Annotated in this window: 22 protein-coding genes and 1 pseudogene; 11 read left to right on the plus strand and 12 right to left on the minus strand. The window is 73.5% G+C overall.

All coding sequences use genetic code 11. The features are described from left to right. The 4 genes from ACZ6NC_RS32685 to ACZ6NC_RS32700 form a co-directional block, all read right to left on the minus strand. A partial coding sequence (locus tag ACZ6NC_RS32685) for an acyltransferase domain-containing protein (RefSeq protein ID WP_465737480.1) occupies nt 1-673 on the minus strand: 673 nt, incomplete at its 3' end. 103 nt (nt 674-776) lie between these two features. Further along, the gene (locus ACZ6NC_RS32690; protein ID WP_465737481.1) at nt 777-1,400 is read right to left on the minus strand and encodes a phosphatase PAP2 family protein; all 624 of its coding nucleotides are present in this window, start codon (nt 1,398-1,400) and stop codon (nt 777-779) included. Nucleotides 1,401-1,582: 182 nt separating this feature from the next. Next, complete coding sequence (locus ACZ6NC_RS32695; RefSeq protein ID WP_465737482.1) at nt 1,583-2,464, minus strand: class I SAM-dependent methyltransferase; 882 nt, start codon at nt 2,462-2,464, stop codon at nt 1,583-1,585. 250 nt (nt 2,465-2,714) lie between these two features. Further along, nucleotides 2,715-3,254: a PadR family transcriptional regulator gene (locus tag ACZ6NC_RS32700; protein WP_465737483.1), complete on the minus strand. Its 540-nt coding sequence runs from the start codon at nt 3,252-3,254 to the stop codon at nt 2,715-2,717. 189 nt (nt 3,255-3,443) lie between these two features. Between ACZ6NC_RS32700 and ACZ6NC_RS32705 the strand changes: the two genes are divergently transcribed. Beyond that, complete coding sequence (locus ACZ6NC_RS32705; RefSeq protein ID WP_465737484.1) at nt 3,444-4,787, plus strand: MATE family efflux transporter; 1,344 nt, start codon at nt 3,444-3,446, stop codon at nt 4,785-4,787. 140 nt (nt 4,788-4,927) lie between these two features. Here ACZ6NC_RS32705 and ACZ6NC_RS32710 read toward each other — a convergent pair whose 3' ends face one another. Both ACZ6NC_RS32710 and ACZ6NC_RS32715 read right to left on the minus strand, forming a co-directional pair. Further along, nucleotides 4,928-6,301, minus strand: coding sequence for an MFS transporter (locus ACZ6NC_RS32710; RefSeq protein WP_465737485.1), 1,374 nt, complete (start codon nt 6,299-6,301; stop codon nt 4,928-4,930). Then, the gene (locus tag ACZ6NC_RS32715; RefSeq protein WP_465737486.1) at nt 6,298-6,882 is read right to left on the minus strand and encodes a TetR/AcrR family transcriptional regulator; all 585 of its coding nucleotides are present in this window, start codon (nt 6,880-6,882) and stop codon (nt 6,298-6,300) included. Before ACZ6NC_RS32715 ends, ACZ6NC_RS32710 begins: the two co-directional genes overlap by 4 nt. 128 nt (nt 6,883-7,010) lie before the next feature. On the opposite strand from ACZ6NC_RS32715, the gene ACZ6NC_RS32720 reads away from it, so the two are divergent. After that, complete coding sequence (locus ACZ6NC_RS32720; protein WP_465737487.1) at nt 7,011-7,172, plus strand: hypothetical protein; 162 nt, start codon at nt 7,011-7,013, stop codon at nt 7,170-7,172. 65 nt (nt 7,173-7,237) lie between these two features. Here ACZ6NC_RS32720 and ACZ6NC_RS32725 read toward each other — a convergent pair. Further along, nucleotides 7,238-7,333, minus strand: a pseudogene (locus ACZ6NC_RS32725) (cation:proton antiporter regulatory subunit); the annotation flags it as partial. A gap of 235 nt (nt 7,334-7,568) precedes the next feature. Continuing rightward, entirely contained in the window at nt 7,569-7,745 is a 177-nt protein-coding gene (locus ACZ6NC_RS32730) for an antitoxin (protein WP_465737488.1), read from the minus strand. A gap of 246 nt (nt 7,746-7,991) precedes the next feature. Here ACZ6NC_RS32730 and ACZ6NC_RS32735 point away from each other — a divergent pair, with 246 nt between their 5' ends. From ACZ6NC_RS32735 to ACZ6NC_RS32765, 7 genes are all read left to right on the plus strand, one after another. Beyond that, nucleotides 7,992-9,479: a M28 family metallopeptidase gene (locus tag ACZ6NC_RS32735; RefSeq protein ID WP_465737519.1), complete on the plus strand. Its 1,488-nt coding sequence runs from the start codon at nt 7,992-7,994 to the stop codon at nt 9,477-9,479. Between the two features lie 156 nt (nt 9,480-9,635). Then, nucleotides 9,636-11,045, plus strand: a complete 1,410-nt coding sequence (gene lpdA, locus ACZ6NC_RS32740) for a dihydrolipoyl dehydrogenase (RefSeq protein ID WP_465737489.1) — start codon at nt 9,636-9,638, stop codon at nt 11,043-11,045. A 450-nt stretch (nt 11,046-11,495) separates the two neighbouring features. Next, nucleotides 11,496-12,050 carry a DUF4328 domain-containing protein gene (locus ACZ6NC_RS32745; protein WP_465737490.1) on the plus strand — a complete coding sequence of 185 codons (555 nt, stop codon included), beginning with the start codon at nt 11,496-11,498 and terminating at the stop codon, nt 12,048-12,050. Nucleotides 12,051-12,179: 129 nt separating this feature from the next. Continuing rightward, nucleotides 12,180-12,911 (plus strand): leucine-rich repeat domain-containing protein, encoded by a 732-nt coding sequence (locus ACZ6NC_RS32750; protein WP_465737491.1) that lies wholly within the window; start codon nt 12,180-12,182, stop codon nt 12,909-12,911. 227 nt (nt 12,912-13,138) lie between these two features. Beyond that, nucleotides 13,139-14,386, plus strand: coding sequence for a threonine--tRNA ligase (thrS, locus tag ACZ6NC_RS32755; RefSeq protein WP_465737492.1), 1,248 nt, complete (start codon nt 13,139-13,141; stop codon nt 14,384-14,386). Between the two features lie 157 nt (nt 14,387-14,543). Further along, nucleotides 14,544-14,951, plus strand: coding sequence for a hypothetical protein (locus ACZ6NC_RS32760; RefSeq protein WP_465737493.1), 408 nt, complete (start codon nt 14,544-14,546; stop codon nt 14,949-14,951). Further along, nucleotides 14,942-15,100 carry a hypothetical protein gene (locus ACZ6NC_RS32765; RefSeq protein WP_465737494.1) on the plus strand — a complete coding sequence of 53 codons (159 nt, stop codon included), beginning with the start codon at nt 14,942-14,944 and terminating at the stop codon, nt 15,098-15,100. The genes ACZ6NC_RS32760 and ACZ6NC_RS32765 overlap by 10 nt, the downstream gene beginning before the upstream one ends. 195 nt (nt 15,101-15,295) lie before the next feature. Here the strand turns inward: ACZ6NC_RS32765 and ACZ6NC_RS32770 are convergent, their stop codons facing one another. Beyond that, nucleotides 15,296-15,703, minus strand: a complete 408-nt coding sequence (locus tag ACZ6NC_RS32770) for a VOC family protein (protein WP_465737495.1) — start codon at nt 15,701-15,703, stop codon at nt 15,296-15,298. A gap of 80 nt (nt 15,704-15,783) precedes the next feature. On the opposite strand from ACZ6NC_RS32770, the gene ACZ6NC_RS32775 reads away from it, so the two are divergent. Further along, nucleotides 15,784-16,284, plus strand: a complete 501-nt coding sequence (locus ACZ6NC_RS32775; protein WP_465737496.1) for a MarR family winged helix-turn-helix transcriptional regulator — start codon at nt 15,784-15,786, stop codon at nt 16,282-16,284. A 50-nt stretch (nt 16,285-16,334) separates the two neighbouring features. Here the strand turns inward: ACZ6NC_RS32775 and ACZ6NC_RS32780 are convergent, their stop codons facing one another. Further along, nucleotides 16,335-16,988, minus strand: coding sequence for a C40 family peptidase (locus tag ACZ6NC_RS32780; protein ID WP_465737497.1), 654 nt, complete (start codon nt 16,986-16,988; stop codon nt 16,335-16,337). Nucleotides 16,989-17,178: 190 nt separating this feature from the next. Between ACZ6NC_RS32780 and ACZ6NC_RS32785 the strand changes: the two genes are divergently transcribed. Then, complete coding sequence (locus ACZ6NC_RS32785; protein ID WP_465737498.1) at nt 17,179-17,583, plus strand: RidA family protein; 405 nt, start codon at nt 17,179-17,181, stop codon at nt 17,581-17,583. A 25-nt stretch (nt 17,584-17,608) separates the two neighbouring features. Here ACZ6NC_RS32785 and ACZ6NC_RS32790 read toward each other — a convergent pair whose 3' ends face one another. Both ACZ6NC_RS32790 and ACZ6NC_RS32795 read right to left on the minus strand, forming a co-directional pair. Continuing rightward, a complete protein-coding gene (locus ACZ6NC_RS32790; RefSeq protein ID WP_465737499.1) occupies nt 17,609-18,097 on the minus strand; it encodes an SRPBCC family protein in 489 nt (162 codons plus the stop codon). Next, nucleotides 18,094-18,507, minus strand: a complete 414-nt coding sequence (locus tag ACZ6NC_RS32795; RefSeq protein WP_465737500.1) for an ArsR/SmtB family transcription factor — start codon at nt 18,505-18,507, stop codon at nt 18,094-18,096. Before ACZ6NC_RS32795 ends, ACZ6NC_RS32790 begins: the two co-directional genes overlap by 4 nt. Nucleotides 18,508-18,576 lie beyond the last annotated feature (69 nt).

Consider the following 18,576-nt stretch of genomic DNA (forward strand, 5'->3'; position numbering starts at 1 on the left):
TGATTTCTCGGTCACTATCCTGGGGGGCTAACGCCCCTGATTTTGGGGCGCCCCCCCCCCCCCCCCCCCAGCCCCCCCCCCCCCCCCCCCCCCCCCCCCCCCCCCCCGGCCCGGTGAGCCGCTTGCGCTGGAACTGGAGCCGGCCGAGCTGGTACAGCTCGCCCCGGAAGTGCAGCGTCAGCCAGGAGGGGTTGGCCAGGCCGCCGGACCGGCCCCGCCCACGGTTCAGTGCGAGGTGCCGGCCGAGGTCGGAGAGGGTCGCCCGGGTCACCTCCGGCCCGATCCCGAGGGCCTGGTGGTATGCCCGGGTGTACGGGGCGAGCGCCACGAGCAGGAGCGTCGCGAGGTAGTCGGTGCCGTCGGACCCCTTCGGCCAGCCGCCCCAGAGTCCGGATGTCCGCCCGACCGTGCCGATCGCCGCCACCTGGGTGCGCAGGGCCGCGTCGAACTCGGCGCGCATCCCCTGGTCCCGGGCCAGCCGCCGGCGCGCGGCGAGCAGTCCGTTCACGTCCTCGAAGGGCACGGCGAGACCGAGCAGGGCCTCGACCAGCTGCTCCGCGTCCGGCAACGCCAACGGCGCGGACGCCGGTGACTCGACCGCCGACGGTTCGAACGAGGACGCCTCGACCGCGGACGGTTCGACCGCCGACGGTTCGAACGGTGACGCACCCAACGACCATGGCTCCAACGCCGCACCTCCACGCCCGGACCGGCCCCGACGCGGTGCCCCTACCCACGCCCGCTCCTGACCAGAGCGGCCCGACGGGGCGCACGGCTCAGCGCAACAGTGTGAAGACGAGCGCGCAGACGCCGCCGAGCGCCGTTCCGGCGAGCACCTGCGCCGGCGTGTGGGCCTTCAACACCAGCCGCGACCAGCCCACCGCCACCGGCAGGGCCGCCGCCGCGGGCAGCACGGCCGGGCCGAAGACCAGCGCCAGGATCATCGCCGTGCCCCCGGCCACCGCGTTGTGCAGCGAGATCTGCCACCAGAGCGTCACCGCCAGCGCCGACAGCAGGCCGGCAAGCATCGCGACGACCAGCGCGCCGACGTCCGCCGGGGCGTGCAGGACGCGGAGCAGCACCAGCCCCGCCACGACCGACAGCAGACTCGTGGCCATCGGAACCACCCGCTGGCGGCGGACCCGGATGTGTTTGTCCGTCAGCGCACCGCGCCGCACCCCGAGGGCGATCAGGCCGATCGGCACCACCCCGCAGAACAGGGCCGCCAGCAGACCCCAGCCCGCCCCCGACCAGCCGACGGTGCTGTGCGCGCCGACGAGCAGCAGCAGACCGATGACCAGATTGGCGGGCGCCACCACCTCGGTGACCAGCCGTGCCACCCGCTCACGCGGCGAGGCGGAGGCGAAGGCCGGCGGCTCGGGCGGGACGAAGGCGCTCATCCGCACGGCTCCCTGCGGGCCGGCCGGGCGGGCGGAGTGGAGGTCGTTCGGCGCATCGCGCCAGCGTACCGACCCGCCCACGCCCCTGACCGACCCGCACACGGCCCCCGCGCCCTGCGCCCGGACCGGACCCGACGCCCGGACCGGCCTGACCGCAACAGGGTGACCGCCCACAGGCCTGCTCAGCCGGCCGCCCGGACCTGCCGCACCGCCCGCCGGCTGCGCACCGCCCGCAGCACCTGCCGGGCCGCGCGGGTGGCGACCGGCGGCAGCAGGTCCAGGGCGAGCCGCCGCGGGGCCGAGCGGCGCGGCTGCGACGAGTCCGGCTTCACCGCGTAGTTCAGCCGCACCACCCGCGCTCCCGCGATGGTGTCCTCGTCCACCGTGTAGCCCTCGGCCCGCCAGTCCCGGGTGAGCAGCACCTGCTGCGCGGCCTCGGCGTCCCCCCACGTCCCGTAGAACTTCATCGGGGTGAGCAGGACCGGCCGCAGCCCGCCGGTGAAGACCGCCTGCCAGACCGCCGCCGAGACGCCGGGGGTGTGCTCCGAGCGGTAGTCGTCGAGCGCGACCAGCCCGTCCTCGGCCAGCGCCGCCCGGGCGACCGCGATGTCCCCGGCCACGTGCTCGTAGAGGTGGGAGGCGTCGATGTGGACGAAGCGGCAGCTGCCGGCCGGGATCCGGCCGTCGGCCAGCACCGAGGTGGGTGCCTGCACGATCACCGGCAGCCGGCTGTGGAACGCCAGGTAGTTGGATTCGAAGGCGGTCCGGGTGAGGGTCTTGCGGTAGGACATCACCATCTCGGCGGCGTTGTCGGCGTCGCCCGCCTCGGAGTCGAACAGGTCGCAGACGGTCAGCTGTTCGTCCGGCCGGAGGTGGTCGCCGAGCAGGACGGCGCTGCGGCCGAGGTAGGTGCCCAGTTCGAGGAGGTCGCCGGTGCGGCCCGCCTCGCTCTGGGCGGTGAGGAAGTGCCCGAAGGCCTCCTGGTCGACTTTGAAGAACCAGCCGGGGATGCCGTCCCGGGTCAGACGCGGCGGTCGGGCGGTTTCGGTGTCGGCAACAGGCACGGCGGCCTCCAGGGGAGCGGGCAGAGCCCGGCGCGTACGGTCCACCCCGCGGCGGTGTGCCGTGGTGTGAGGCGGATCATCATAGCCACGGTGCGCGCCTGTTGCGCCCCGCCCGGAGGCGGCGATTCGCCCTGGTGTACGACCTGTCCGGCGCGGCCCGGAAGGCCCTGCTCGGGATGGTCGGGACGCCCGTTCCGCGCGCGGTTCGGACGTCCGTTCCACGCACGGTTCGGACGCCCTGCCCAGTGGCTCAGGACGCCCGGCCGCGCTCCAGCTCGGCGATGGTCTCGGCCAGCCAGGCCCGCTCGGCCGCTCCGGAGGCGCGCGCGACCAGCAGCATGCCGCGCCGGAACGGATTCGGCTCCTGCTCGGCGGCGACCGGTCGGCCGTCGGCGTCGTAGAAGAAGCTGCTCGGCGCCTCCAGGAACGCCAGCCGGCGCCGCAGCACCGCGGCCTGCCGGGCCGGATCGGTGAGGCGGTCGAGGAAGGCCGCGACGGTGAAGAAGCGGATCTGGTCGGAGATCTCGGCCTCGGCCGGGTCGGCCAGCCGGCGCTCCAGCTCGGTGCGGCCCTGGGCGGTCAGCTCCAGCACCTGGCGCGGTACGGCGCCGCTGCCCGGCTCGGTGCGGCGCGCCAGCAGTCCGGCCTTCTCCAGCCGGGCGATGGCGGGGTAGAGCGCTCCGTCGCTGACCGGCCGGACATGGCCGGTCAGTGCGGTGATCCGGGACTTCAACTCGTAGCCGTGCAGCGCTTCGTCGTGCAGGAAGCCGAGGATCGCGAGGGTCAGCACAGTTGAAGCCCTTCCGTCGTCGCGCGCTCTGTCCGTGCGCCATGCTACCTCTTGCCGATGTGTATCTATTCGAGGTATCTCTATTCGAGATGCCAGTGCCTCTAATCGAGGCAACAGGCAACAGGCAACGGGCAACAGCAGCAGGCAACAGCAGCAGGCCGCAGACAGGCCGGAACGACGGGGGACACCATGCGAGGACATCTGCCGAGGCTGATCGCGTTGGCCGGGCCGGTCTACGGCGAACTGCTCTCCGGGGTGATCGCCTCGGTCATCGGCACCGTCTGGGTGGCCGGCCTCGGCGGAGCCGCCGTCGCCGCCGTCACCCTCGCGGGCACCGTGGAGAACCTGCTGCTCGGCCTCGTCCTGGTGGTCTCCTCCGGCACCACCGTCCGCCTCTCGCACGCCCTCGGCGCCAACGACCCGGCGACCGCCGGCCGCACCGCCCGGGCCGCCTGGCGGCTCTGCGCCGCCGGCAGCCTCGCCCTGGCGGTGCCCGGCTTCCTGCTCCGGGAGGAGATCGCGGCCGCCTTCCTGGAGGGTCCGGCCGCCGGGCTCGCCGCGGACTGGTTCGCGGTGGCCTTCCCCGCGTTCGGGCTCTTCTTCGCGCAGCGCGTCGCCGACGAACTCTTCAAGGGCAGCGGTGACACCCGCACCCCGATGCGGATCGCGCTGCTCTCCAACGCCCTGCTGCTCGTCCTCGACCCGCTGCTGATCCTCGGCCCCGGCCCTCTCCCGGCGCTCGGTGTGACCGGCGGGGCCCTCGCCCTGACCGCCTCGCGCGCCGTCGCCCTCGCCGTGACGGTGCTGCTCCGGCGCCGTCGCCGGCTGTCCGCCCCGTGCGGCGGGACGGGTCCGAGCGCCCGCCGGATCCTCGCGGCAGGGGCCCCGTTCGGGCTCGACTTCACCGCCCGGATGGGCGTCGGCACCGCGCAGCTCGGCCTGGTCGCCGCTTTCGGCGTCCCGGCGGTCGCGGGTTACGGCGTCGGGTACCGCGTCCTGTTGGTCGTCACCATGGCGTTCTACGCCGTCCGGCAGGCCGCCGCCATCGAAGCCGCCCGGCTCACCGGCGCGGGCGACACCGCCGCGCTGCACACCCTCGGCCGGGACACCGCCCGCCTGGCCGGCGGCCTCGGTGCGGGCGCGGCCGTCCTCTGCGCGACGCTTGCCGGCCCGGTCACCGCCCTGTTCACCGACGACCCGGCGGTCGCCGCCCAGTCCGTCGGCTTCCTGCGGATGGCGGGCCTCTACCTGCTCCCGTACGCCCTGGTGGTCGCCCTCGGCGGCGTCCACCAGGCCACCGGCGCCGGCCGCCGCCTGGTCGCCGCCGTTGTGCTCGGCCTCACCCTCCAGCTCGCCGCCGGCGCCGTCCTCTCCGGCCCGCTCGGCGTGCACGGCCTCTGGGCCGGCATGACGGTCGGTGCCCTCGCGCAGCTGGGGCTGATGCGGCTGCTGATCGGCCGGCGGCGGCGGCGGGGCGCGGAGGTGGCGGCGGTGGACGCGGATCAGCCCTTCGACCGGGTGGGAGTCCGGTAGGAGCACGCGGCGTCGAGCCCGCGGATGCCTCGGCTGGGAAGGACAAGGGCGGTCGCGTTCCGCGGCCGGAAGATCAATGACGGGACAGCCCTTGGTAGTTGCTTTGTCATGCGTTGTGCGGGGTCTGGGACAAAGCACCATCAGGCCTCGGCCACCGGTACTCCCGCTCCCTTCGCCGGGCCCGGCAGTCGGCCGGCCAGGACGACGCCCGCGGCCGCGATGCCGGCGAGGGCCAGCAGCGCCGGGCCCATGGCCTCCGTCAGGGGTCGTCCTGTGGACAGGGTGGTTGCGGCGGCCACGCCCAGGGTCGGCCCGATGTTCATCGCGGTCTGCTGGAGGCCTCCCGCCACACCCGCGTCGGCCACCGAGGCGTCGCGGACGATGACGGCGGTGGCGGTGACCATCACCGTCCCGAACCCGGTGCCCAGCAGCAGGAAGGCGCCGCCGATCGCGACCGTGCCCGAGGAGTGGTCGAAGCGGGAGGCCAGCAGCACGCCGGCCGCGATGAGCGCCATGCCCGACGCGACCGTGCGGCGCGCGCCGTGACGGCGCAGCAGGACGGCGGAGGCGGGGGCGGCGAGCACCATGGTCACGGCGAGCGGCAGCGCCCGCAGGGCACTCTGGAACGGGTCCAGGGCGAGGACGTCCTGCAGGAAGTACGTCCCGAGGAACAGCGTGCCGAAGATCGCCGCCGATGCCGCCAGCAGCACCCCGAGCGCGGCGCCGGCCGTGGCCGATCCCAGGACGTGCGGCGGCAGCAACGGGCGTGCCGTGCGCCGTTCGTGCCGGACGAAGGCGGCGGCGAGCAGTACGGCGGCGGGCAGTGTGAGTGCGGTGGTCACCGTCCACCCGTGCTCGGGGACGCCGACCAGGGTGTGCACCAGGCAGACCAGCGCCGCCGCGAGCAGTGCCGCGCCGGGCAGGTCGAGGCCGGCGGCGCGGTCGCCGGGCGGCTGCGGCAGCCGCACGAGCAGGGCCGGCAGGCCGGCGGCCGCGGCGGGTGCGACAGTGAGGAGGAAGACGGCCTGCCAGCCGAGTTGGGCGGTGAGGGCGCCGCCGACCAGTGGGCCGGCCGCGGCCGCCAGCCCGATCGCGCTGGTGCGCAGGGCGATCGGCATGGCGAGCCGGTCGGCGGGGTAGGCGGCGCGCAGCATGCCCAGGGTGGCCGGTTGCAGCAGTGCTCCGGCCGCCCCCTGGGCTGTGCGCAGGCCGATGATCCAGCCGATGCCGGGCGCCAGGGCGATCCCGGCCGAGGCCGCGGCGAAGCCCAGCACGCCGATGGCGAAAACCCGTTGGTGTCCGTAGCGGTCGCCGAGCCGGCCGGCGAAGACCAGCAGGCTCGCCACCGCGATGAGGTAGGCGGTGCTGGTCCACTGCACCGCGGCGAAGGAGGCGTGCAGGTCGCGCTGCATGCTGGGCTGGGCGACGGTGAGCACCGTGCCGTCGAGGGCGACGATGGCGGCGCCGGTGATGCTCCCGGCGAGGGTCAGGCGTTGCTGTGCGGCGGGGTTCACCGCGGCTCCGGCCCGAGGTGGGCGGCGAGGGCCGTGGTCAGCAGCGGGCCGAGGTCGTCGGAGCCGGTGGCGAGCTGAAGGCTGCCCCAGGCCCGCAGCTGGGCGAGGCCGTGCAGGTTGGCCCAGAGCGCGGCGGCGACGGCCGCGGACTGGGCGCCGGAGGGCGGCCGCACCTCGGCGACCAGCCGGGTGAAGGTCTCGAACAGCGGCAGTGTGGTCTTCCGCAGGGCTGCCCCGCTGCCCTCCAGGAGGTCGTGACGGAACATCAGGTCGAACATGCCGGGGTTGGCGGCGGCGTATTCGAGGTAGCCGCGGGAGATCGCGGCGAGCCGGGCGCGGGGGGCGTCCCCTGCGGTGGCGTCGGCGGCGGCGAGCGCGGCGCTCAGCTCCTCGAACCCGTGCCGCGCGATGGCCGAGAGCAGCTCGACGTGGGTCGCGAAGTGGCGGCGGGGCGCGCCGTGCGAGACGCCGGCCTGGCGGGCGATCTCGCGCAGGGTGAGTGCGTGGACGCCCTCGCGGGTGACGAGTTCGACGCCGGCGGCCACCAGCCGGGCGCGTAGGCCCGTGTCCTGATCGTTCATGGGCACTGTCTACCAGGCTCGCGTAGACAGTGTCTACTCGCGGCCCGGTCGCCCGCCAGCCTGCCCGCAGACCCGCCCCCGCACTCCTCGGCGCACGGCGCACGGCGGCACGGGGCAGAATCGGCGGCATGGACGAAGGCGGTGAACCGGCCTGCTGGCTGGACCGGGTGTGCGAGGAGTGCGGGCGGCTGCGTGAACGGCCCGGCCCGGAGCCCTGCGAGAACTGCGGCGCCCGGGCGGAGCCGGCGACGGAGCCCGGGAGGCAACCCGGGACGGACCAGACCGGCTGATCCGCCCCGGGCAGGGCTCAGCGCGGCAGCCCGTTGACCGTCTCGTCCTCCGCAGGCGCGGGCGGCGCGATGACCGACAGGTGCCGTTGTTCTCGGGTGGTCAGGTCGTACTGGACGCCGACGCCGGGCAGGGGAGTGGTCCGGACGCGGGGGATCGACACGGCGGCTGTCCTCTCGTCAGGGCTTTCCGCGGGCGCGTCAATGGTGATGACTATGCAAAGTCCCGCTGCTCGGGGGCCGTCGGGCCGCCCGTGAAGGTGCCGTGCCGCTCCCGAACGCGCGGTACCCCGGTGCGGTACGCGCGATCGCACGTACCGCACCGGGGCACCGGCTGGGGGGAAAGCAGCGTCCGGCCCTCCGCGGGCTCGCGGGGGCGGCCGGTCCGGGCCGGCGGGCCTACTGGGGAGGCTGGTCGCGGAACTGGTCCTTGAGCTTCTCCTGCCCCGTGTCGACCTGGCCGCTGTACTCGCCCTGAGTCCGTTCGTCGACGGCGTCGCCCGCCTTGTCGACGGCCTTGTCGGCCTGCTCCTCGTGGCCCTTCAGCATCTGCTTGAGCTTCTCCATCATGGACATGCGGTCACACTCCTGGATGAGACGGCCCCACCCCTCCAGCATCACCGCGCCACCGGATGTCCGCATCCGGTCAGCTCGCGCGGCAGGGTTGGCAAGGTGACGCCGAGCATGTCAAATCGAGAGTCCCACGGACTGTCGGAAGGACTCGCCTTGAACGCTCGGACCCGTCGCCTGACCGCCTCTTCCCTCCCCACGGCCGCCGCCGCCCGGCGGGCCGCGGGCGCCGCACTCGCGGTCGCGGGCCTGGTGACGCCGCTGCTCCTGGTCGGCGCCGGGAGTGCGGCGGCCGACCCGGACCCGGCGCGCAAGGGCGCGAAGCTGGCCGCGAAGCTCGTCGAGGACAGCAGCGCCGATGACGCCTACGACACCCTCCGGGCGCTCCAGCGGATCGCCGACCGCAACGGCGGCAACCGGGTGGCCGGCGCGCGCGGCCACGACGAGTCGGCCCGCTACGTCTACGAGCAGGCCCGCCGGGCCGGGCTGAAGGTGTCGAAGCAGGAGTTCGAGTACACGTTCTTCCAGGCCCTGTCGGAGCGGCTGTCCGTGGTGTCACCGCAGGCCGAGGAGGTGCCGGTGAAGGCCATGACGTACTCGGCAGGCGGCCCGGCCGCCGGGCTGACCGCCCAGCTGGCCGTCGTCCCGGTGGACGACACCACCGGCTGCGAGGCGGGCGACTACGCGGCCGGCACGTACACCGGCAGGATCGCGCTGATCAGGCGCGGCGGCTGCAGCTTCGCCGTCAAGCAGGCCACGGCGGCGGACGCGGGCGCCGTCGGCGTGATCGTCTACAACAACACCGAGGGCGACCTCAACGGCACCCTCGGCGACCCGGCGGCGGGCCGGGTGCCGACCGGCGGCATCGGCAAGGCCGCCGGCGAGGCGCTGGCCGCCAAGGCCGCCACCGGTGCGGTCACCGTCGACCTGGACATCCGCACGCTCATGGAGAAGCGGAAGACCTGGAACGTCCTCGCCGAGACCCGCGGCGGCGACGAGAACAACACCGTGGTCGTCGGCGCCCACCTCGACTCCGTGGTGGCCGGCCCGGGCATCAACGACAACGGCTCCGGCACGGCGGGCATCCTGGAGGTCGCGAAGAACCTCGGCGGGCGGCAGGTCAAGAACAAGGTCCGGTTCGCCTGGTGGTCCGCCGAGGAGTTCGGCCTCAAGGGCTCCGAGGCCTACGTGGACGCGCTGCCCGAGGCCGAGAAGAAGAAGATCAGGCTCTACCTGAACTTCGACATGATCGCCTCTCCCAACTCCGCCCAGTTCGTCTACGACGGCGACGACTCCGACCACGTCGGCTCCGGCCCCGGCCCGGACGGCTCGGCGCAGCTGGAACGGCGCATCACCGACTACCTCGACCGGCGCGGACTCCCGCACGAGGGCACCGACTTCACCGGCCGCTCCGACTACGGCCCGTTCATCGACGCCGGGATCCCGGCCGGGGGCACGGACACCGGAGCCGAGGTCATCAAGTCCGCCGCCCAGGCGGCACGGTACGGCGGAACCGCCGGGGTGGCCTTCGACAAGTGCTACCACCAGGCCTGCGACAACCTCGACAACCTGGACATGACGGCCTTCGACGCCAACATCGACGTCATCGCCGACTCCGTGGGCACCTACGCCTGGGACCTCTCCTCCCTGCACGCCCCGGTGCCGCCGCAGCACACCGACGGCCAGGCCGGCAGCGGCGGCGGCCTTCAGGAGGGCCACGCACACGAGGTCGAATCCTGACAAACCGGGGCCAGGCGGGCCGGCGGACCCCGGGGCGGGGCCGCCGGCACCCGGCCGGACGGCGTTCGGCCGGGGTCCGATGGGTGCGCCGGGCGGGGTCCTGACACCATGGCGCCTAGATCACGTCACCGTGACACCCTCGGAGGAGTCAGCACCATGAGCAGCACGCACTACGACGTCGTCGTCCTCGGCGCGGGCCCCGGCGGCTACACGGCCGCCGTCCGCGCGACCCAGCTGGGCCTGCGCACGGCCGTCATCGAGGCCAAGTACTGGGGCGGGGTCTGCCTGAACGTCGGCTGTATCCCGTCGAAGGCGCTGCTGCGCAACGCCGAGCTGGCGCACATCTTCACCAAGGAGGCCAAGACCTTCGGCATCGAGGTCGAGGGCGAGGTCCGCTTCGACTTCGGCGCGGCGTTCAAGCGCAGCCGCACCGTCGCCGACGGCCGGGTCAAGGGCGTCCACTACCTGATGAAGAAGAACGGCATCACCGAGTACGACGGCCGGGGCACCTTCGTCGACGACCGCACCCTCCAGGTCGCGCTGACCGGCGGCGGCTTCGAGCTCGTCACCTTCGACCACTGCATCATCGCCGCCGGTGCCACCACCCGGCTGCTGCCCGGCACCAGCCTCAGCGACCGCGTGGTCACCTACGAGGAGCAGATCCTCACCGAGGAACTGCCCGCGAGCATCATCATCGCGGGCGCCGGCGCGATCGGCGTCGAGTTCGCGTACGTGCTGCACAACTACGGCGTGAAGGTCACCATCGTCGAGTTCCTCGACCGGATGGTGCCGCTGGAGGACGCCGAGGTCTCGGCCGAGCTGGCCAAGCAGTACCGCAAGCTCGGCATCGAGGTGCTCACCTCCACCCGGGTCGACGCCATCGACGACAAGGACCCGGCCGCCAAGGTGAAGGTCACCGTCACCCGCAACGGGCAGCAGGAGGTACTGGAGGCCGACAAGGTGCTCCAGGCGATCGGCTTCGCGCCGCGCGTCAACGGCTACGGCCTGGAGAACACCGGGGTGAAGCTCACCGAGCGCGGCGCGATCGCGGTCGACGGCCGGGGCCGCACCAACGTCGAGCACATCTTCGCGATCGGCGACGTCACGGCCAAGCTGATGCTGGCCCACGCGGCCGAGTCGATGGGCGTCATCGCCGCCGAGACCATCGGCGGGGCGGAGACCATGGAGCTCGACTTCGCGATGATCCCGCGCGCCACCTACTGCCAGCCGCAGATCGCCAGCTTCGGCTACACCGAGGCGCAGGCCCGCGACCTGGGCTACGACGTCAAGGTCTCCAAGTTCCCGTTCACCGCCAACGGCAAGGCGCACGGCCTCGGCCACCCGGTCGGCTTCGTCAAGGTGATCAGCGACGGCAAGTACGGTGAGCTGCTCGGCGCCCACCTGATCGGCCCCGAGGTCACCGAGCTGCTGCCCGAGCTCACCCTGGCCCAGCAGTGGGACCTCACCGTGCACGAGGTCGCCCGCAACGTCCACGCCCACCCGACCCTGGGCGAGGCGGTCAAGGAGGCGATCCACGGGCTGGCCGGGCACATGATCAACATGTGACGCCGCCCCGGTGCTCCGGCCGACGCCGGGGGCCTGCGCGCCGAATCCGGCGGGCGGGTCCCGGCGTCGTGCCGTCTGCTGCGCCGGGGTTGCTCCCGGGGCCTGGCCGTCGCCGCGCTCGCCGCCCGCCGCCGGGACACCCCGCTGGACACGGGCCCGGCGGGACCGTTCCCGGCCGCCGCCAAGGTGGCCGCCTACCGGGCGGTAGAGGCGCGATTTCCGATGAGGCCGTGCTCCCCCGTGTATGCTCCGCAACCGTCGCATCGGGCGACAGCGTACCGGGGGACGAATCCAATGATCTGCGTGACCTGTGGTCGGCCTGCGCCTGCCTACTCGGCGTTCTGCGGCCACTGCGGAGCCCCGCAGCCCGCCGCCGCGGTGTATTCGGTCGGTGTCGGCGCACGCCCCCTGACACCGCGCCGGGTCAGCGGCCTGGCACGTGGCATATCCGTGGCCATCGTGCTGTCACTCGCCCTCGTCCTCGCTGCCGCGGCGTTTCTGATCTGGAGTCTCTTCGCGGGAGGCGATGGCGGGCTCAGTGCGCCCCCCACCGTCGGCGCCCTGATCGCGATCGCCGTCCTGGTGATCGTCCAGCCCGTGTCAGCCATCAGCTTCCTGGTCTGGGTGCACCGCGCCCGGGCAAACCTCGACATCCTGCCCGGCGCCGACCCGCAGTGGTCCCGCGGCTGGGCGGTCGGGGCCTGGTTCATCCCGCTCGGCAGCTACGTCCTCGGCCCGCTGGTGGTCGCCGACATCTCGCGTGCGACGTACACCGGCCGTTCCGGCCGTGCGCCCGCCGGACTGCTCGTCGCCCTGTGGCTGCTGTTCACCGGCCCGGGTGTGGTGGCGCTCGCCACCGGCGCCGCCGTCCCCAACTCCGGTGGCACACCGCTGATCCGCTATCTCGGCCTACCCGGTCTGGCCGCCACCGTGGTCGGCATGCTCTGCCTCCTCGTCGCGGTCAACTCCGTGACCCGGGCCCAGCACGACCTGCTCGGTGCCTGAACCCGTCGTGCATGCCCGCTCGTCAGCCGGCGGGCGTTGACGGCAGGCCCCGGGCCTGCTCCAGCTCCACGCCGCCGGACCGTGAGGCCTCGGGCGGTGGACGGCCGCCGGCTGGGGGAGAATGCCCGGATGACCGACGTGACCCTCAATTTCTGGCGCCGGCGGCTCGACGCGGTGCCCGAGACCGTCTGGGACCGGACCGACCTGACGGTGCTCATCCTCGCCGAGACCGGCCTGACCGAACTGCCGCCCGCGATCGGCCGCCTGCGCCGGCTGCGCACTCTCGACCTCGGGCACAACGCGCTCACCGACGTCCCGGAGGAGCTCGGCGAACTCGGCGGCCTGGCAGACTTCCTGTACCTGCACGACAACGCGCTCACCCGCCTGCCGGACGCGCTCGGCCGGCTCACCACGCTGCGCTATCTCAACGTCGGCGAGAACCGTCTCACCGAACTCCCGGACACCCTCGGCGAGATGAGCGGCCTGGTCGAGCTGCGGGCACAACAGAACCGGCTGACCGCGCTGCCCGACACGCTCGGCCGCCTGGGCGCACTGCGCGAACTCTGGCTGCGCGGCAACGCGTTGACCGAGCTGCCGGCCTCCGTCGCCCGGCTGACCTGCCTGCGCGAACTCGAACTGCGGGAGAACGCCTTCGCCGAAGTCCCGCCGGTGCTCGCCGGACTACCGCGGCTGCGCCGGCTCGACCTGCGCGGCAACCGGCTCACCGCACTGCCGGAATGGCTCGCCGAGCCGGCCGCGCTGCCCGCCTTGGAGAAGCTCGACCTGCGGTGGAACGACGTCACGCCGTCGCCCCGGCTGCTCGCCGCCCTGGGCGGGCGCGGTTGCGTCGTCCTGTACTGAGAGCCCGGGCGATGCCCCGGAAAACGATCGCCGGGCGCGCCGACGGCCTGCTACCGTGGGGCACATGAAGCGCGCTGCAGCCGTCCAGACGACGACGCCGGAGAGAGTCCCGGCGCGCTGACTGCTGAGCCAGTACAAAGCCCCGGGGCGAGTGCCCCGGGGCTTTGTCGTACCCGGTCCACTCGCCCGCAGATCCGCGGAACCGCCGTTCCGCAGACACCCCACGAGTGGAGACCGCCACCATGCACGACCACCGCCGACTCGGCCGTGAACTCGACCTGTTCGACACCGACCCGCTGATGGGCGCCGGCCTGCCGTACTGGCTGCCCGACGGCGCCGCCGTCCGGCACACCCTGGAGGAGTTCATCCGCGGGCGCGAACGGCGGGCCGGCTACCGCCACGTGTACTCCCCGGCGCTGGGCAAACGCGAGCTGTACGAGATCTCCGGCCACTGGTCGCACTACCGCGAGGACATGTTCCCGCCGATGGACCTCGGCTCCGAGCAGGTCGTCCTGCGGCCCAGCCTCTGTCCGCACCATGCGCTGATCTACCGCTCCCGGGCCCGCAGCTACCGGGAACTCCCCCTGCGGATGGCCGAGTTGGGAGGCATGTACCGCGCCGAGCTGTCCGGGGTGCTCGGCGGCCTCACCCGGGTGCGGGCAATCCAGCTGAACGACGCGCACATCTTCTGCACCCCCGAGCAGGCCGCCGACGAGGCGGTCGCCGCGCTGGAGCTGATCCGCGAGGCGCACAGCGCGCTCGGCATTCGCCCGGTCCGCCACCGCCTCTCGCTGCCCGGCGAGGGCGGCAAGTACGTGGCCGACCCGGCGCTCTGGGAGCGGGCCACCGCGCTGCTGACCGATGTGCTGGAGCGGTCCGGGGTGCCGTTCGAGGCCGTGGAGGGCGAGGCGGCGTTCTACGGGCCGAAGATCGACATCCAGATCGCCGACGGCGCCGGGCGCGAGTCCACCCTCTCCACCGTGCAGATCGACTTCCACCAGCCGGAGCGGTTCGGCCTGCACTACATCGGCGCGGACGGCGCCAAGCACCGGCCGGTGATGGTCCATCGCAGCGTGATCGGCAGCGTGGAGCGGGTGGTCGCCCACCTGATCGAACTGTACGGCGGCGCGTTCCCGGCCTGGCTCGCGCCCACCCAGCTCGTCCTGCTGCCCGTCTCCGAGGACGAGCTGCCGCAGGCCGAGCGGCTGCGGCAGCGGTGCCTCGACCAGGGCCTGCGGGCCGAGGTCGCCGGGCCCGAGCACGGCAGCCTGGGTGCCAGGATCCGCGAGGCCCGGCTGGTCCCGTACCAGGCGGTCATCGGCGCCAGGGAGGCGGTCGACGAGCGGGTGGCGCTGCGGCTGCGCGACGGTCGCCGGCTCGACCCGATGCCCGCCGGCGAGGCGCTGGCCCGGATCGGCGCCTTGGTGGACGCGTGCAGCGCCGAGTTGTGGGAGCCAGCCGACGCCCACGCCTGAACGGGGCCGAGCCACCCAGTCGTACACATACGACTAGCGGGGGTGCGCGGTGTGTCGGTCCGCGGGCCGGCGCACCCGCCGTTCGAATGGGCCCGGCGGCCCGGCCCACGGCCGCCGCGTCCCCACCTCGGACCCCTACCGGAGGTACCCCGTGCGCTTGACCCTCGCGCGCTTCACCCGCCGCCTGCTCCTCCCCGCCCTCACCGCCTGCCTCGCCCTGGCCGGCGCCGCCGTCGCGGCCCCTGCCGCGCCCGCCGCGCTGCGCCCGCTGCCCGTCCCGGACGCGCGCTACTGCGCGGCGGTCGTCGGCCACGTCCCCGGAGCCGACGGGCGCTCCCCGCTGCTCGGCCAGGGCTGCTCGGAGGACTCCCGGGCCGATGCCCTGGCCCGCGCCGAGGGCCTCGGGCGCGCGGGAGCCGCGCGCGGGCCGGCGGACCGCTGGCTGCTCCTGGAGGAGTACCAGGACGTCGACTACGCGGGGGCGTCATCTAATCCTTCTACGGCGACGCCGGCGCCTGCGACGCCACCGGCTACCACCTCGTCAATTTCATCGACGTGGCGCTGAGCGTCTCCTCGATGAAGGGCTACAACAACTGCAACGCCGTCACCCTCACCTCCCCGCTCGGCGACGTCGAGACCGTCGGCCTGCCCGCCGGCCACCTCGGGGCGGACTTCAACGACGCCGTCCGCGAACTCCAGGTGTTCCACAGCTGAGGCCGGCGGATCGACCGGCTCCCCGGACGGCTGGGCAGGTCGTCCGGGGGCCGTGGCCGGAGCCCGGGTACCTCGGCGGCCGGACCGTCGGGCCGCGGCGAGGCGGGCGTGAGTGCCGTCGGAACGGGGCGGCCGTCGATCCGGTCGACGCCTGGAGTGCGCAGTCGGGGCCGGCTGCGGGTGAGCGGACGACGGTCAGTAGGACTGCAGCTCGATCAGGCGGCCGTCGGGGTCGCGGAGGTGGGCGCTGCGCAGGTTGGGCCCCCACTCGGGGCGGTCCGTGGCGACGGCGGCGAGCATGCCGCCGCTGCGCAGGCAGAGGGCGAGTGCCTCGTCCACGTCGTCCACCCGGAGGACCAGCATGGTGGCGTCCTGGACGGACGGCGGCTCGGCGGGGAGCCCGGCGGTGCCCAGGGTGACGGCCATCAGCGCGCGGTCGTACAGGGCCAGTACGGCCTGGTCCGCGAGGTCCCAGTTGGCGTAGGGGCCCTCCGGCGAGCCCTTGACCAGGGTGGCGCCGGTCAGTGGCGGCAGGACCGCCTGGTAGAACTCGAAGCACTCGGCGAAGCGGGAGACGAGCAGGCGGTTGTACAGGGCGTCCACGACGGGCTCCTGGGGGCGATGGGCTCACGGAAAATTCATGGGTGCTCACCCACTATAGGGCCGCACCATAGACTTCTGCCATGACCTCCGAGAGCGCCGCGAGCACCGAGACCGCCGGGACCACTGCCGGGACCACCGAGTGGTCCACTCCGCCCTCGCTGTTGGACCTCACCACCTACCTGCTCTCCCTGACCGGCAAGACCGCCCGCGGTCGCCTCGCCGAGCGGCTGTCGCAGCGCGGCCTGCGGCTCTGGGACATGGCGGTGCTCGCCGCGCTGTCCGACTTCGGGCCGCACGCCCAGCGCGACCTGGTCCGCCGGCTCGGTGTGGACGCCAGCGACATGGCCAAGGTCGCCGACCAGCTGGCCGGCGCCGGCTACGTCGAGAGGATCCGCGACACGGCCGACCGGCGGCGCGTATCGGTCAGCATCACCGAGGCCGGCCGGACCGTCCTGGCCGAACTGGACGCCGAGGCGCGCGCCGTCCAGGACGGGATCCTCGCGCCGCTCGAACCCGGGGAGCGCCGCGTCCTGCACGGCCTGCTGCGCCGCGTCCACCAGGGGCTTCCCGGTACGCCCTGACGGCCAGGCCAGGCCTGGCCAGGCCAGGGCCGGTCGGTCGGGTGGGTCGGTCAGGCCCGTCCGCCGAGTGGCAGCGGGCGGCGGGCGCCCGCGAACTCGCCGGACCAGTGCGGGTCTTCGAACACACCCGGGAGACGGGCGACGAGGGTGCCGGTGTGTTCGGCGTGGATCATCGCGCCGTCGCCCGCGTAGACGCCGACGTGGTGCAGCGGGGCGTCCGGGCGGGAGAAGAACAGCAGGTCGCCGGGGAGCAGGTCGGCCTGTGCCACCGGGGCGGAGCGGTGATACTGGGCGACGGTGTAGTGGGCGAGCTCCACCGCGCCGCCGCTGGCCCGGTACCAGCAGTACAGCGAGAGCCCGCTGCAGTCGAATCCGACCGTGCTCTCGCCGAGGCACTGGCCGTTCAGGTAGCCGTTCTCCTCGTCGCAGAAGCCGATGCTCGCGCCCAGCCGGTCGCCGCCGCCCCAGGCGTAGGGCACTCCGAGCTGTGCGGCGGCCGCCGAGGCGGCCAGAAGGCCCCAGCTCTCGGGCCCGGTCTGGTCGTTGCGTGCGGTCGAGCCGGTCGAGCCGGTCGAGCCGGTCGACGCGGGCGTGGCTGTGGCGGGCGCGGCGCCGGCGGCCAGGGCCGGGGCGAGGCCCGCGCCCAGCGCCAGCCCCAGCATCCGGCGGCGACCGACACTCCGGCCCGAGGGTGGGAACACCATGGCAAACCCCCTGGTAGCGGTGGAGTACCAGGATCCCGGCCCGGTGGCCCGGCCCGCCATCACCCGCAACGGTGAATCGGGCGCACGGCCGCCCGGAAACCGTACGGCGGGCGTCGGTAAATGGTTTGACGGGCACTCATGGGCGATCAACGATGAGGCGTAAACACCCGTTCGACCCTCGGAGCGCGCCATGGGCAGTGCCGTCCGGCTGATCCGCAACCACCGGCTGACACAGGCCGTCGACTACGCCTACGGCTCGGCCGTCGACGCCCCGGTCCGCTCGCTCTGGCTGGCCGGCTCCTGCCCGCTCGACGCCGAGGGGCGGACGGTGGCGGTCGGCGACTACGAGGGCCAGACCCACCAGGTCATGCGGAACCTGATAACCGTCCTGGAGGGCGAGGGCGCCGCGCTCACCGACCTGGTCCGGACCACGGTGTACGTCGCCTCCTCCAGCCGGAGCGACCTGGTGAAGGTGTGGGAGGTCTACCGCTCGTATCTGGGGAGCCACGACGTCCCGAGCACGCTGTTGGGCGTGTCGGTGCTCGGGTACAACGATCAGCTGGTCGAGGTCGAGGCGGTCGCGGTGCTCTCCTGAGGCTGGTCAGCCGGGGCGGGCCCGGTCAGCCGGCGGCGAGGAGGTCGTCCAGCTGTTCGTAGCCCTCGATCACACCGCGGTCCATTCCGCTGGCCATGATCGCGTCGCGGGCCGCGAGGGTGTCGACCACGGAGAGCGAAGTGATCCGGGTGCGTCCCGCCCCGGCAGGCTCGAAGACCATGGTCTCCAGTGAGACGCCGTCCGGGACGCCCTCGTAGGTGAAGGTCTGCACGAGCCGGCTGCTCGGCCGGACTTCGTGGAACGAACCGTAGAAGGAGGCGATCACCGCGCCCTCGGCCAGCGCCGAGTAGCGGTAGCAGCCACCGGTACGGGCGTCCCAGACGTCGATCTTCATGACGAGGTCCTTGGGTCCGAGCCACCGGGCGACCAGATCGGGATCGGTCCAGGCGCGGAAGACGCGCTCGGGCGGTGCGTCGAACTCGCGGGTGATCCGGATGGTGGGCAGTGCCGGGTCCGCCTCGATCCGGGTTTCGTTGCGGTGCTGGGAGGTCATGACGGTACTCCTTGGCTCTGACTCTGCTCGGAAGGCTTCGTGCTGGGCGTTGTCGCTCCTTCGGCGTCCGGGGCGCCGGCGGCCTCGCCGTCCAGCTCCGCGAGGACGGCGTCCAGGCGGCGGAACCGCTCCTCGGCCTGCTGCCGGTACCGCTCGATCCAGGTCGTCATAAGGTCGAACACCTGCGGCTCCAGGTGGCACGGCCGGCGCTGGGCGTCACGGCTGCGGCTCACCAGTCCGGCCTCCTCCAGCACCTTGAGGTGCTTGGAGACGGCCTGCATCGACATCGCGTAGGACTCGGCCAGCTCGCCGACGGTGGCGTCCCGCACCGAGAGGCGGGCGACGATGTCGCGCCTGGTCGGGTCGGCGAGGGCGACGAACGCCCGGGACAGCTGGTCGACGGCCACCATGCACCTCTGCTATTGCTCAACCGATTGGTTGAGGACAACGCTACGCCTCCGCGCCCTGCTCCACAACCA

Source organism: Kitasatospora sp. NPDC041988, from assembly GCF_055588525.1.